The organism is Gordonia otitidis NBRC 100426, from assembly GCF_000248075.1.
Lineage (GTDB): Bacteria > Actinomycetota > Actinomycetes > Mycobacteriales > Mycobacteriaceae > Gordonia > Gordonia otitidis.
Genome location: NZ_BAFB01000063.1, coordinates 1 through 12,672, shown reverse-complemented (window position 1 = coordinate 12,672; position 12,672 = coordinate 1). Strand labels below are relative to the sequence as shown.

The 12,672-nt window shown below is 66.2% G+C and carries 15 protein-coding genes; 6 read left to right on the top strand and 9 right to left on the bottom strand.

All coding sequences use genetic code 11. The annotated features are described in order from the left end of the window. Positions 1 to 27: 27 nt before the first annotated feature. Both GOOTI_RS05615 and GOOTI_RS05610 read right to left on the bottom strand, forming a co-directional pair. Positions 28 to 930, bottom strand: a complete 903-nt coding sequence (locus tag GOOTI_RS05615; protein ID WP_007237603.1) for an NADP-dependent oxidoreductase — start codon at positions 928 to 930, stop codon at positions 28 to 30. Then, positions 927 to 2,156, bottom strand: coding sequence for an MFS transporter (locus tag GOOTI_RS05610; RefSeq protein WP_007237602.1), 1,230 nt, complete (start codon positions 2,154 to 2,156; stop codon positions 927 to 929). Before GOOTI_RS05610 ends, GOOTI_RS05615 begins: the two co-directional genes overlap by 4 nt. Before the next feature lie 62 nt (positions 2,157 to 2,218). Between GOOTI_RS05610 and GOOTI_RS05605 the strand changes: the two genes are divergently transcribed. Continuing rightward, the gene (locus tag GOOTI_RS05605) at positions 2,219 to 2,581 is read left to right on the top strand and encodes a MerR family transcriptional regulator (RefSeq protein WP_007237601.1); all 363 of its coding nucleotides are present in this window, start codon (positions 2,219 to 2,221) and stop codon (positions 2,579 to 2,581) included. 60 nt (positions 2,582 to 2,641) lie between these two features. Here the strand turns inward: GOOTI_RS05605 and GOOTI_RS26475 are convergent, their stop codons facing one another. Next, positions 2,642 to 3,340, bottom strand: coding sequence for a hypothetical protein (locus GOOTI_RS26475; RefSeq protein WP_007237600.1), 699 nt, complete (start codon positions 3,338 to 3,340; stop codon positions 2,642 to 2,644). A gap of 6 nt (positions 3,341 to 3,346) precedes the next feature. Then, the gene (mobF, locus tag GOOTI_RS26470; protein WP_217997283.1) at positions 3,347 to 4,342 is read right to left on the bottom strand and encodes a MobF family relaxase; all 996 of its coding nucleotides are present in this window, start codon (positions 4,340 to 4,342) and stop codon (positions 3,347 to 3,349) included. Positions 4,343 to 4,654: 312 nt separating this feature from the next. Between mobF and GOOTI_RS05595 the strand changes: the two genes are divergently transcribed. From GOOTI_RS05595 to GOOTI_RS05585, 3 genes are all read left to right on the top strand, one after another. Continuing rightward, positions 4,655 to 5,773, top strand: coding sequence for a DNA cytosine methyltransferase (locus GOOTI_RS05595; RefSeq protein ID WP_007237598.1), 1,119 nt, complete (start codon positions 4,655 to 4,657; stop codon positions 5,771 to 5,773). A gap of 165 nt (positions 5,774 to 5,938) precedes the next feature. Beyond that, positions 5,939 to 6,541, top strand: a complete 603-nt coding sequence (locus tag GOOTI_RS05590) for a TetR/AcrR family transcriptional regulator (RefSeq protein ID WP_007237597.1) — start codon at positions 5,939 to 5,941, stop codon at positions 6,539 to 6,541. A gap of 71 nt (positions 6,542 to 6,612) precedes the next feature. Beyond that, a complete protein-coding gene (locus tag GOOTI_RS05585; RefSeq protein ID WP_007237596.1) occupies positions 6,613 to 7,815 on the top strand; it encodes an MFS transporter in 1,203 nt (400 codons plus the stop codon). Between the two features lie 68 nt (positions 7,816 to 7,883). Here GOOTI_RS05585 and GOOTI_RS05580 read toward each other — a convergent pair whose 3' ends face one another. The 3 genes from GOOTI_RS05580 to GOOTI_RS05570 are packed head-to-tail and all read right to left on the bottom strand — an operon-like array spanning position 7,884 to position 9,958. Continuing rightward, positions 7,884 to 8,564 (bottom strand): MBL fold metallo-hydrolase, encoded by a 681-nt coding sequence (locus GOOTI_RS05580; protein ID WP_007237595.1) that lies wholly within the window; start codon positions 8,562 to 8,564, stop codon positions 7,884 to 7,886. Positions 8,565 to 8,611: 47 nt separating this feature from the next. Beyond that, complete coding sequence (locus tag GOOTI_RS05575) at positions 8,612 to 9,544, bottom strand: NADP-dependent oxidoreductase (protein ID WP_007237594.1); 933 nt, start codon at positions 9,542 to 9,544, stop codon at positions 8,612 to 8,614. 48 nt (positions 9,545 to 9,592) lie between these two features. Beyond that, on the bottom strand, positions 9,593 to 9,958 hold the full coding sequence (locus GOOTI_RS05570) for a MerR family transcriptional regulator (protein ID WP_007237593.1): 366 nt from the start codon (positions 9,956 to 9,958) through the stop codon (positions 9,593 to 9,595). A gap of 56 nt (positions 9,959 to 10,014) precedes the next feature. Here GOOTI_RS05570 and GOOTI_RS05565 point away from each other — a divergent pair, with 56 nt between their 5' ends. After that, complete coding sequence (locus tag GOOTI_RS05565) at positions 10,015 to 11,217, top strand: MFS transporter (RefSeq protein WP_217997282.1); 1,203 nt, start codon at positions 10,015 to 10,017, stop codon at positions 11,215 to 11,217. 136 nt (positions 11,218 to 11,353) lie between these two features. Here GOOTI_RS05565 and GOOTI_RS05560 read toward each other — a convergent pair whose 3' ends face one another. Further along, entirely contained in the window at positions 11,354 to 11,707 is a 354-nt protein-coding gene (locus GOOTI_RS05560) for a VOC family protein (protein ID WP_007237591.1), read from the bottom strand. A 186-nt stretch (positions 11,708 to 11,893) separates the two neighbouring features. On the opposite strand from GOOTI_RS05560, the gene GOOTI_RS05555 reads away from it, so the two are divergent. Then, complete coding sequence (locus tag GOOTI_RS05555; protein ID WP_233425429.1) at positions 11,894 to 12,406, top strand: MarR family winged helix-turn-helix transcriptional regulator; 513 nt, start codon at positions 11,894 to 11,896, stop codon at positions 12,404 to 12,406. A gap of 24 nt (positions 12,407 to 12,430) precedes the next feature. Here GOOTI_RS05555 and GOOTI_RS05550 read toward each other — a convergent pair. After that, positions 12,431 to 12,672, bottom strand: a 242-nt coding sequence (locus GOOTI_RS05550) for an isochorismatase family protein (protein ID WP_007237589.1), incomplete at its 5' end; no start/stop codon positions are given.

The following is a 12,672-nucleotide window of genomic DNA, read 5'->3' as shown; positions in this document are numbered from 1 at the left end:
ACTCGCCTGGAATTGGTACGCGTCCGTCTACATTGTGATGACGACCTTGCCGAGCAAGCCTCCGGCTTCGGCTGTTCTGTGCGCCTGCTCGATCCGTGCGAGTGGGCACTGTTCAGCGACGCGCAGTACGAGTCTGCCCTCGTCTACCAGAGCAGCGAGCTCGCGGAAGCGGTATGGGTCTTGTTGGACATAGTTGTGCATCGCGCTTGCGGCACGCTGCTCCAGCGTCGCGGGGATGGTTTCGTCGCTGACCGTGACGAGCCTGCCATCCTTGCTCAGCAGGCTCGGATAATCGAAGACTCCGGCAGTGTCGAAGATAGCGTCGAACTCGCCCGCCGAGACCGGGTTCGAGTACACGGAGGTAGCTCCGAGATCGAGTACCGCTGATTCGTGTTCCGGGCGTGAGACCAGCCCGGCAGCGCTGATCCCGGCGAGTGCGGCGAGCTGCACGGCCATCCCGCCGACACTGCCGACAGCCCCGGTGATGAGTAGCCGGTCGTCGCGACTCAGGTTGAGGCTTGTGAGTGCTTGGTCAGCGGTGAGCGCCGCGAGCGGCAGGGTCGCAGCGGTCACCAGGTCGACCGTCTCCGGTGCCGGGGCGAGGAGCGCGGTAGGGATCGCTGCGTACTGCTGCCAGCTGCCCGACCCATCCGACTGGGGTGGGTGCATCGCGATCACCCGATCGCCCGGCGACCAGCCGGAAACTGTGGGGGCAGTGATGACGATGCCCGCGACATCCCAGCCCAGCACGGCAGGGAATCGCCCGACCTGTTGCGAGGTGCCGGGCGTGCGTGTCTTCACATCGACGGGATTGATCGTGGACGCGACGACCGCGACCACCGCCTCATCCGGGCCAGCCACGGGAAGCGGCGCATCCCGGATGGTGAGGACACCGGGGCCGCCGTAAGCAGTAATGGTCGCGATCTTCATCGGCTCATCTCTTTCCTATCGGAATCGGTATCGGTGGTGGAGGTTTCAGTTCTCGGGGTGGCCCGAAGCGCGAGGGCGGTGAGGAGGAGGCCGAGGATCGCGAAGACCGCACCCCCGAATCCGCCCCACTGCAGCAGTCCGGCAGCGACGCCGAGACCACCGAGCGCGGAGCCGATTGCGTTGGCGAGATTGAACGCGCCCACGTTGACCGCCAACGACAGCGTGGGTGCTGCTCCCGCATGGCGGAGCACGAGCGATTGCAGCGGGGCGATGGTCGCGGTCGAGAGCAACCCCAGGATCAGCACGAGCCCGATCATCGGGATCGGGAACTCCGCCACGAGCGGGAACGCTGCCAGGGTGACGATGAGGGCGAGGAACACACCGACGAGGGTCTTGCCGAGCGACAGGTCAGCCAGACGGCCCGCGATCAGGTTCCCGGCGAACCCGCCGACCCCGTAGGCCAGCAGCAAGGCGGGGATGATCCCGGCGGCCATGCCGGTCACGTCCGAGAGTAGTGGCACCAGGTAGGTGAAGACCACACTGACCCCGGCGAACCCGATCACCGTAGTCGCCACGGCCAGCAGTACGGGGCCGCGCAGCAGGGTGCGGATCTCATCACTCACCCCGGTGGTCGGAGCCGGAGTGCGGGGCATCGCGGCAGTCAGCAGGACGACGCCGAGGGTGGCAGCGGCAGCGACGATGACGAACGGTATCCGCCAGCTCGTGTTCCCACCCAACAGGGCACCGAGGGGTACGCCGAGCACGGTCGCGACGGTGAGACCGGAACTGACGATCGCGATCGCCTGCCCCTGACGCGCAGGCCCCATCAACCCGGTCGCGGTGGTCAGCCCGATCGCGAACAACGTGGCCTGACTACACGCCGAGACCACCCGGCCAACGATCACCCATCCATAGGATGGCGCGAGCACGGTGAGCACTGTGCCCGCGATAAACACCACACCCAAGGCGAGAGCGAGCCCCTTACGCGGAAGCCGGGCCGTCAACACCGTGACGATTGGGCCGCCGATCGCGACCCCGAGCGCGTAGGCGGTCACGGTCTGCCCGGCGGTCGCGATGCTGACCGAAAGGTCGTCGGCGAGCTGCGGGAGGACACCGGCGACGAGGTATTCGGCGGTGCCGGTGCAGAACACCAGCAGCACGAACCCGGCCAGGACCAGCACGGGGCGGGCGAGCGTAGAAGCGGGAGAGGACTGTTCGAGGTTCACCCTGCTAGGCTCAACCTTGACATCAGTGTGAGGGCAAATTGGAGGTAGGAGGTATCGCTCAGATGCGCATCTCGGACGTTACCGACCGCACCGGCATCCCGGCCCGGCTGCTGCGCTACTACGAACAGCAAGAACTCCTCGTGCCCGCACGTAACGCCTCCGGGTACCGCGACTACAGCGATCAGGATGTTGAGGTTGCCCGCCGAATCCGGCAGCTCCTCGATGCCGGACTCGGCACCGCGACGATTCGTACCGTGCTGCCCTGCCTGACCGAACGAGCGGGCCGCCTCACCCCAGTCTGCACCGACACCATCGACGACCTCAAACGCGAGCAAGCACGTATCGAAGCCTCCATCGAAGCACTCACCGTCTCGCGAGACGCGATCCGCAACGTGGTCGACGCCGGAAGCACCGTCAACGCCTGACGCCGCTACACCGAGCACTGCACCCCGCTCAGCCGGTGATGGCTGAGGTTCGTACTGGCGTCAAACTCGACATGTGGTATTGCCCGCACCAGCCGGCCCGACCAGGACATCCACGACCCGGCCGGAGACCGCGATCCGTGTGAGCGCCTCGGCCTGATCCGGCCCGAGCCGGCGCCCCTCCGCGTCGGGCTTGCCGGTGATCTTCTCCACGGTCGCAAGCTCGATCGTCGGCCCGGTCATGGCGTGGGAGCGGTCGAGGAGGCGGTCTTCGGCGGCCAGCAGCTCCTCGGTCGAATACAGGATCGCTCCCGTGTGGCGGAAGCGGCTCGACCCGTCCGGGCGGCGGAACAACAACGGGCTCGACGCCAGCTCCGGCGGCGTCAGCCGCAGCGACGCTTGTTCGGCGGCATCGGTGACCATCCCCGTGATCGCCTCGCGGTCCTCTGCAGTCGCGAGCCTGATGCCCATGAGCTGACGGCTCGCCTCGGCGTGCAGGTTCCAGCGCCGCCACGTCGACCGCTTCTCACCCACCACCGCGACCACGGCGCGGCCGAGGTCGGCGATCGTGTCCAACGGCACGTCATCGGCCCGCAACAGCGCCGACTGGTCCCCATTGGTGGTGAGGGTGCGTGCCCAGCCGGTCGCGTCCTCGCCCAGCAGCCCGGTGGCGCGGGCACGCCAGTCAGCGGTGAGGTCCGCGAGCGAATGCACCTGCTTCGCCGGCCGGGTCGCGAGCGTCGCCTGCGCACGGAGCTTCAAGACCGTCTACGAGGACGGCTGGCGACCGTGCCTGTGCACGTAGGCGTCGATCAGGCGGGCCTTCTCCTCCTCGATCTGTCGGGTACGAGAGGAGAACTCCGTCACCAGTGCCTCCGGCACCGGCGCGAGCTCCCACGCCGGGTTCCGATCCCGGCCCCGCTCCCGCGCTTCCCACTCGATGCCGAACGTGCCCGTGATCCGATCGGCCAACGTCGCGTTGTACAACTCAGACAGGGCAACGATCGAGGCGTGCACAGGCCGCCCGGCAAGGGTGCGCCACTTCTGATCCTGCACGGTCAGGACCTTGTTGCTCACCACGACGTGCGTATGCAACTGGGGGTCGGAACTGCGGGAGTCGTAGTGGTCGAACGCGGTCGCCAAGACGCCGCCGACATCGGCGTGCGCGACCGCTCCCTCGGGACCGGCCGCGCCGACCCGGGTGACCGCGACCTCGCGTTCGAGGAACGCGATCACCTCGGCAACCGCCTGATGATGCGCGTCCGCGATCAGCGATTGCGTGCCCGCGTCCGCAACCCCCCACAGCGCGGACAGCGACTTCGGTACCGAGAATGTCAGGTCGTAGCCGGCGACCGCACGGCGTGTGCCGCGCTCGGCCTCCTCCGCCTCGATCGCCGCGACCTGCTCGGCACGAGAAACCGGGCCGAGCTCCGGATCGAGATCCGCGACGCGCTTGTCGACGCGCTCCTGCACGCTCGCGTACCTCCGGTATGCCTCTCCCAACGCCTCGCCCGTGATCGGGTCGCGGCCCATCCCGACCAAGAGCTGGAGCTGCGCCTCGGAGACCTGCCCGCCTGCGGCGAGCTCCCCGCCGCCGAGGAACGGCAGACCCGACCCCATCCAGAAACCGGGAGGTGTTCCCTCCTCCGTGTAATACCTCGTCAACGGAGTCGAGAGATCACGGTCGCCATCGCCCGCGGCGACAGTGCGCAGGAGGTACTGGTAGCCGTCGCCGGCCGACATCACGCGCATTGAGACCGTCATAGCGACGAGGTGAGCCGTCGACATCTCGCATCGCGACGCGATCGAATCCCGCACTGTCAACTTAGATTGACGCGGCGGGCCTCTCTTGAAAGACGTGTGGCGGCTCATGGAGCGTCGAGAGCGACGGATCGATGGGGCAGTCGGCTGGGCCGGTGGCACGGGGTCTGGGAGGCGTGGCCGGGAGCGAATCTGAGCTAGCTCGGTCGGGGCGGTCCGGTCAGTTGCCGGTGCACCTGGCAGGTGTTCAGCCCGGCAGGTCGGCGTCCGTCAGTCGCGTCGAGGTCCGGGGATCACGAAGCCTGCGGAGCTCTCATGCGCAACGATCACTCCTACCGCGGCCGCCCTGTCCGGGTTGGGTCGCTGTTCTCCGGCTACGGCGGGCTCGACCTCGCCGTCGAGTACGCCACCGGCGGGGAGACGATCTGGTTCTCCGAGATCAATGCTCCCTCCACCCGCGTCTTCGCTCACCATTGGCCGGGCATCCCGAACTTAGGAGACATCTCCACCGTGGACTGGACGACAGTGCCACCGGTCGATGTGCTGATCGGCGGGTTCCCCTGCCAGGACCTCTCGACCGTCGGCAAAGGCGCCGGCCTCGCACCCGGCACTCGCTCCGGGCTCTGGTCGCACATGGCGGCCGCGATCGACGCCCTGCAACCCGATCTCGTCGTCATCGAGAACGTCCGCGGACTGCTCTCCGCACCCGCAATCCGACCCGACTTGGAAGGAGCAACTCCTGATGCACACAACCGAGACGATGCAACCTGCGACCCCGCAACCACCCTTCGAAACCTGGAACCCGACCCGTGGCTGCTGGGAGACGAGCCAACGCGACCTCTTCGGGCGCACGGCGCCGTACTCGGGGACCTGGCCGACCTCCGGCGAACTGCGAGATGGGTCGGCCTACCGGCGTCACTGGCCGGCGCACCGCATCACCGGTTCCGCATCTTCATCACCGCCCATCGCCAGGGCGCTGTTCCGGACACCTCTGGCCTCCGACTCCTCACGAGGAGGCGAGACCCTGGATCAAGTACGAGGTCGGCGGGGCACGATCGCGTTGAGCCACCAAGTGATCGACCTTGCCCTCAACGGACCGAATGGCTCGCCCGCCAGTTGGAACGAGTCGGAGACACTGTTCGCCCTGCTCGAAGACATCTTCACCGCTGGGGGCGATACGCCCCCGCCATCGCCCGATGGGAGCACATCACCGGACGAGCAGCCCCCGCCCCCGCGATCCTGAACGAAGAGAAAGGCCCGCGACCGGCATCTGAGTTCGTGGAATGGCTCATGGGCCTCCCCGCGGGCTGGGTCACCGACCCCGAACACGGACTGACCGCGAACCAGCAGAACACCGCCCTGGGCAACGGCGTCCTACCCCTCCAAGCAGTCGTCGCGCTCGACGCACTACGGACGGGCACTGCGTCACGATGAAGACGGGGTGCCTACCTCGGCGTGGCTGCGCGTGGGTCGGCCTCGGAGTGGTGTCACGGTATGCAAGGGCCTGCGACTTCGCCAGCGCCAAAGGCGGGGCCGGGATGGATGGCGACAGGTAAGCATTTTTGATCCTGGAATCAAGAACGTGTTAGGGTCATCAGCATGGCTAGACCACGGACCTTCGACGAGACAGCGGTCCTCCATGCTGTAGCGGCCGAGTTCCGCGTGCACGGCTTCGCCGGAACCTCGACCGAGCGACTATGCGAGGCGGCCGGGATGCTGCGCGGCAGTCTCTACAACGCCTTCGACTCCAAAGACGAGCTATACATCCGCGCGTTGGAACGCTACGCAACCCGGTTCCGCGACCTGCAGGCAGAGATCCTGGCGAACAGCGACCGCCCCGGTGCCGAACGCCTGCGAGCCGTGATGGACCTGATCCTCGAAGAGGAGCGCGATGCCCGCGAGCACGGGCACGGGGCCGGGTGCATGATCGTGCACGCGATGATGACACCCGGCCTGCGCGAGCGCGACGAGCGGATCAGCCGCATCCTCGACCACGACCTGCGAGAGCGTCTTGCCCTCATTGAGGGAGCGATCCAAGCCGGCCAGCTCGACGGCAGCATCCCTGGCGGCGTCGACCCCTGCGTGGGTGCACTGCTGTTCGTAACGGTGACCAACGGCATTCGCACGATGGGGCAGGCCGGTGTCGAGCCGGAGAGTCTGCGCCGCATAGCCCTAGCCGGCATCGCCGACCTGCTGGCCTGAGCGCCCATGCCCGGCATGAGGCGCATTCTTCTGCCCATATTTTTGATATTAGAGTCAAGAAAGGTTGTTCTGTGACACAACGCGCCTCGATCCCCAAGCCCGTCTACTTGATGACGCTCGGCATCTTCGTGATGGTGTGCAGCGAGCTGCTCGTCAGCGGACTGATGCCGCAAATGTCTCGCGACCTCGGCGCGACCATCCCACAGATCGGGTACCTCGTGACCGCATTCGCGCTCGCGATGGCGCTCGGCGGGCCGCCTCTGACACTGAGCGTGCAGCGCCTGCGCACCAATCACGCCCTATTGGTGCTGTTCGTCATCTTCTTCATCGGCAACGCCCTCGCCGCCGCCTCGACCTCCTACGGCACGATGCTCGCCGGCCGGCTCATCACGGGTGCCGCCTCGGGCGCGTTCTTCGGCGTCGCCATGTCCGCCACGGCGCAGATCAGCGCTCCCGAGATCAGGGGTAGAGCGACAAGCCTCGCCCTGCAGGGGCTCATGCTCGGCACCGCGCTCGGGCTGCCGCTGTCCACACTCATCGGCGACCGGTTCGGATGGCGGGCCGCGTTCATCGCGATCGCCGTACTCACCGTGGTCATTGCAATCGCGACCATGATCGCTCTGCCACGTCTCACTCCGGACAGCAACGGTGGCCTGCGCGCCGAGCTGCGGGTGTTCCAGAGGCCGAAGTTGTGGCTCATCATGGCAACCTCAACGCTCATCATCGGTGCGACGTTCGCGGCGTTCTCCTACTTCGCACCGATCCTCATCGAGGTCACTGGCTTTTCCGAGGCCATCGTGCCGCTGCTGTTGCTCGGCTACGGGGCAGCGACCGTGATCGGGAACATCATCGTCGGCCGGCTCGCCCAGTCGCACACGATCAGCGTGATCGTCGCCGGGTTGACCCTCAACACGGTCTTCCTGACCGGGTTCGCGCTCCTGGCCGGCATCCCCGCAGCAGCGATCATCGCGATGGCCGGGATCGGGTTGGTCGGGATCACGATGAACCCGGCCATGATTACCCGTGTGCAGCGGGTCGGGAACACAGGCTCGCTAGTACAGACCGTTCACTCGTCCTTCATCACCCTCGGTGTCGTCATCGGATCGTGGATCGGAGGCCTGGGCATCAACGCCTACGGACTCCGTGCACCGCTCTGGGTGGGCGCGGGCCTGGCCGTGCTCGCGCTCCTGGCGATGATTCCCGCAATGGTGGCAGCTTCGCGCACGTCACCGGCGGCATCCGAGGTACCCGCCGCCGAACTCGAACCGAGATAATGAGCTATACGCACCTACTCTTGCGACCGCACGGCGTGTCACTTCTGGCGTAGTTGGGTGTCTCGGAGTCAGTCTTGAAACACATCGATGGTTTCGCCGTCGCTCGGTACGGACGAGTAGTTAGCCCCTTCGCTCAGGAGAGAGCGGGCAACGTGACGGGCGACGGAAACTCCGTATTCGTTGAGGAGACCCTCGTGGATGCCAATGACCTGGTTCGGCCTGATCGAGTTCACGTAGCGTATGAGGTCGACTGCCCTGAGCCAGGGCGCGTCGATCGGAGTCACGAGCGTGTCGAAGTGGCCGGGCGGAGCAGGGTGATCATCTCCGGTGACGAAGACGGAGTCGGCGATCAAGTAGGCATTGTTCAAGCAGCCGAGAATCTGCGGATGGACAGCGGCATGACGACCTCCCGCCACAGTGACAGTGAGTTCTCCGATGGTGAAGGAATCACCCGCTACGGCCTCATGCGTGAGTTCTCGTGCGCCAAAGTCATGCAGGACATCGGTCGGCAGCCAGACCGGGATCGAACGGCCAAGCGCCTGTTCAATGAGTTCCGCGTTGAAGTGGTCATAGTGTCCGTGAGTGACGAGCACAGCATCCACACCGTCGAGGGATGGTCGCGGGCCGAGCTGTCCGGGATCGATCAATAACCTCGTTGTGTCCGTCTCGACAGATACGCAGGCGTGGTGATGTTTCGTGATCCGGATACTCGACAGAGTCTCCCTGCCTCGGGCTTCAATCTCTTCCATGTAGGAATCCTCTTCTTCCCGGTTTGTCGGCCTTCTTGCAGACACCATCAGGGCGCAAGCAGGATCTTTCCTGCCGAATGGGGCGTCCGACTACGCAAGAGGGCGTCGGCTGCCTGGGCCAGAGGGAACGTCTCTCCGATCCTCACCGTGAGCACGCCACGCATAGCGAGCGCGACGGCCTGCTCCAGCTCGTCATCGGGGTGCCGCACCCACGGGATACCTGCCGCGTGAGAGTGATCGTCACCCCATGCGGTGACAGCACGTCCGCGCGGATCGAGAGCGCCACGAGTTGCGCTGACCGATTCGCGGCCCCCGACCGCGTCTGCGCTTGCGGTGATCGCGCCGAGGTCACGGAGCGCGGTTTCGAGACCGTCACCGTAGGCGACCGGGGTCGCGCCGAGCGAGCGCAGGTAGTCGTGGTTCCGGGGCGAGGCGGTGCCGATGACTTTCGCGCCTCGGTCAATGGCGATCTGCACGGTCGCCGATCCGACACTTCCGGCGGCTCCGTGCACGAGCAAGATATCCTCACTGGTGATGCCGAGGTTCTGGATCATGGAATACCCGGCGACTGCGGAGGAGGGCAGCGACGCGGCCTGCTCGATGCTCACGCCCTCTGGCCGTGGAACGATGCGGGTTGTGTCGACGGTAACGTGTTCGGCGAATGTTCCGCCTCGGCTGCCCGAGGTGACCGGGAGGCGTGCTCGGCTATCGAGAATGACCGCCTGCCCTATGGCGTAGTCGGTCACGCCGTCGCCGAGTGCTTCGATGATGCCGGTGGCGGCCCATCCGGGAGTGCCGGGGAACGGCGCGGGGTCGACGCGGGCGAATGCTCCCGCGACGAGTTTCCAATCGATGGGGTTCACGCCGATCATCTCCGTGCGCACCAGCACTCGCCCCGGCCCTGGTACGGGCAGCGGGCCATCCTCGAATCGCAGGACATCAGCGGTGCCGTACTCGGAGTAGACGATGCGTTTGCTCATGCACCCGACGCTAAAGCCTCACGTCGGTGTGAGGGTCAAGCCGGAGCGTCACACGGTGAGAGGTCTGGGGCTCGCCGAGATGACGGTCTCCAATGCCTCGACCGAGGTGCGGAGTGTATCGATTCGGCCGAGCAGTTCGTCGCGTTCGGCGACGAGCTCGGCGTAGAGATCGGAACAGGCCAGAGCGACACCATCCTCGTGCTGGGCGAGGCAGGGCAGGATGTGCTCGATCTTGCGCGTGCTCAGCCCCGCGCCCAGGAGCGCTTGGATACGTTGCACCCGGCTCACATCGGCGTCCTCATAGACGCGGTAGCCGCTGGGCAACCGGGCCGGGTGCAGCAGGCGCTGTTCCTCGTAGTAGCGCAATGACCGGATGCTCACACCGGAACGCTTCGACAGTTCACCGATCCGCATTTGGGTTCCCTTCCGACTTGACTCTCACATCCATGTCAGAGTTTAGCGTCGATGACATGCCTGCTTCTACTCCCACCCCAGCAGCGACTGGGGTGCCGCGTCTGCTCTCGTCCGCGTTCATCCTCGGAGCGTTCGCGCTCGGCACCTCGGAGAACGTCATCGCCGGCATCCTGCCCCGACTGGCCGAAGCGTTCACCGTGCCCACCTCCGACATCGGGCTGCTGGTCACGGCCTACGCGGGTACCGCGGTGATCGCCGGCCCGCTTCTGGCATTACTGACCGCGCGGATGCCGCTGCGCACGCTCACACTGTCGGCGCTGATCCTCTACGGGGCCGCAACCGCGCTGGCCGTGTTCACCCCCTCGTACTCCGTGCTGCTGGTGGCGCGGGTCATCACGGGTGCGCTTCACACCCCGGTGCTGGTCGCGTTCATGCTCACCGCGCTGCGGCTGGCACGCGAGGGCGAGCGAGGCCGCACCGTCGGCCGCATCACCCTCGGCCTCGGCGTCGCCACCGTCATCGGCGTGCCGATCGGCAACACGCTCTCCGAGACGCTGGGCTGGCAGTGGGCGTTCGCCCTCATCGCCACACTCATCGCGGTCACGCTCCTGATCGCGTTCGCCGTGTTCCCCGATGATCGCTCCCCGCGGGGCGAGGTCGGCTGGCGATCACTCCGTGTCCTCACCCGTGGATCAGTGCTCGGCGGGGTGGTGATGACCGCAATGGCAGGCCTCGGGGCGATGACCCTGCTCGCCTTCGCCGTGCCGTTCCTCACGAACACCGGCATCAGTGAAGGTGCGGTGGCCCCGCTGCTCCTCATCTACGGGGCCGCCTGTCTCGCAGGGAACATCCTCGGCGGCAGACTCGCCGACCGCGGACTGAACAGAGCACTCACCGTCACACTCACAGCAACCGGGATCGCCCTCCTCATCGCGGGTCTCATCGGCGGCCACAGCGTCGGGTCCGTCGCGGGCCTCGCTCTGGTCGGCATCGCGTACTTCTCAACATTCCCACCTCTCAACACCTGGATCGCGACGAGTGCCGACGGACTCGCCCCCGATCTCGCCCTCGCGGTCAACAGCTCCGCGTTCAACATCGGCATCGCCGCCGCCGGCTCGCTCGGCGGAATGACCCTGACCGCGGGTCTCGACCCGGCACGCCTGCCCTACCTCGGCGTCGGTGCGTTAGCGCTCGCAGCGATCGTTTCGATCGTGCTCCAGGTTCAAACTGCCTCTACTCACCGAGCTGAGCCCGCCTAGAATGGTCGGGATATTGCCATCCAAGACGCTCGTACTTTTATGGGCCTACGGGGTGCTTCCTTCGGTGTAGAGATGGACTAGCAGCACGAGGAGTGCTCTCCATCCATTCGACACACAGTGCCAGTGGATTGAGGTCCTAGCCGAGTTGGATGTACTCGATGATGCCGCCATCGGGGTGGCAGGCGACGAGGCGTGGCCCGTTGGGGCCTGGCGCTGGCCCGTCGAGCAGTTCGCCGCCTGCGCCTTGGATGGTCTGGGCTGTGAGATCGATGTCGCGCACGACGACGGTTGCAGCGTGTGAACGCACTTCGTCGTCGGCGCCCTCAACGAGGAGGAACGACCCGACCTTCGCTAGGTGCATGGCCCGAAACTCGAAGCAGTGAACGTCATCCACGCCGGCGAGCGCTCGGTAGAGCGGGATGGCGGCGTCCAGGTTGTCGACGTAGATCCGCGCGAGAGCGGCGAGGATGTTGGGCGCTGGTGAGTGCATTGGTGGTGCAACCTTTCGTGTAGTCGTGGTGGTCCGCGTGCTTCGATGGATTCGAGAGACGATGAGGTGCCCGCGCCTGACCGTCTGTGTCCGCGCGCTCGGTGTGTCAGAGCCGGGCGACGGATCAGATGAGGCCGATGCGCAGAGGTACCCGCGGAATGGTGTCAGGTGCTTTATTCTAGTGAGGTGGCTGATATCGGTGCATCGTCGTTCTGCTTGCCGACTCCTCGCCGTGGCGAGGAGGAGTTCTTGAAGGACTCGTCGGCGCGTCTCGGGTCGCATATCAAGGCAGCGGAGCAGGCGATGATCCAGGCGAAGACGGAGGCGCTGCGTCCGTTCGGGCTGACCGTGGCTCAGTATGCAGCGCTGATGTCGCTGCACTACGTGCCCGAACAGTCCTCGGCACAGCTCGCGCGGGTCGCGGCGGTGACGGCGCAGACGATGGGTCAGACGCTCGACAAGCTGGAGGCGAAGGGGCTGGTGACCCGCAAGCCGTCAAAGGTGCATCGCAAGGTGCTGGTCGTGTCCTTGACTCCGGCGGGCGAGGCGCTGGTGCTGCGCGCTGACGAGGCGCCGCGGGCGATCGAGCAGCGTCTGGGACAGGCATTCACTGACGCAGAACGCGCCCAGTTGCGTGATCTGTTGCAGCGGGCCACCGCGTCGCTGCGGGGCGATGCCCCAGAATCCCTCGGCTCCTGACTGCGGATCGCGCCGGGCAGCCCCTCATGGGCGGTTCCCCGTGACGAGGTCGTGCGTGGTGGTCACGGTGGCGAACTCGCCGTGGAGGTTTGTTGCGGTGATCGCGGACAAGTGCGTAGCTGGAATCGTGTCGCCGTCGAGCGCCACGCGGTCGAAGGTGTGCGTGGCGTCGATGACGAAGTAGGTGTCGTAGCCAAGGTCGCCTGCGACTCGGGCGGTCGTCTCGCAGCAGTGGTTGGTCGTGATGCCGCAGATGACTACCTGAT

What these genes read in the sequence shown, in the direction of transcription:
- GOOTI_RS05615 (WP_007237603.1), bottom strand. Translation starts at nt 930, where the DNA reads ATGAAGATCGCGACCATTACTGCTTACGGCGGCCCCGGTGTCCTCACC.
- GOOTI_RS05605 (WP_007237601.1), top strand. Translation starts at nt 2,219, where the DNA reads ATGCGCATCTCGGACGTTACCGACCGCACCGGCATCCCGGCCCGGCTG.
- GOOTI_RS05595 (WP_007237598.1), top strand. Translation starts at nt 4,655, where the DNA reads ATGCGCAACGATCACTCCTACCGCGGCCGCCCTGTCCGGGTTGGGTCG.
- GOOTI_RS05580 (WP_007237595.1), bottom strand. Translation starts at nt 8,564, where the DNA reads ATGGAAGAGATTGAAGCCCGAGGCAGGGAGACTCTGTCGAGTATCCGG.
- GOOTI_RS05575 (WP_007237594.1), bottom strand. Translation starts at nt 9,544, where the DNA reads ATGAGCAAACGCATCGTCTACTCCGAGTACGGCACCGCTGATGTCCTG.
- GOOTI_RS05590 (WP_007237597.1), top strand. Translation starts at nt 5,939, where the DNA reads ATGGCTAGACCACGGACCTTCGACGAGACAGCGGTCCTCCATGCTGTA.
- mobF (WP_217997283.1), bottom strand. Translation starts at nt 4,342, where the DNA reads ATGACGGTCTCAATGCGCGTGATGTCGGCCGGCGACGGCTACCAGTAC.
- GOOTI_RS05565 (WP_217997282.1), top strand. Translation starts at nt 10,015, where the DNA reads ATGCCTGCTTCTACTCCCACCCCAGCAGCGACTGGGGTGCCGCGTCTG.
- GOOTI_RS05570 (WP_007237593.1), bottom strand. Translation starts at nt 9,958, where the DNA reads ATGCGGATCGGTGAACTGTCGAAGCGTTCCGGTGTGAGCATCCGGTCA.
- GOOTI_RS05560 (WP_007237591.1), bottom strand. Translation starts at nt 11,707, where the DNA reads ATGCACTCACCAGCGCCCAACATCCTCGCCGCTCTCGCGCGGATCTAC.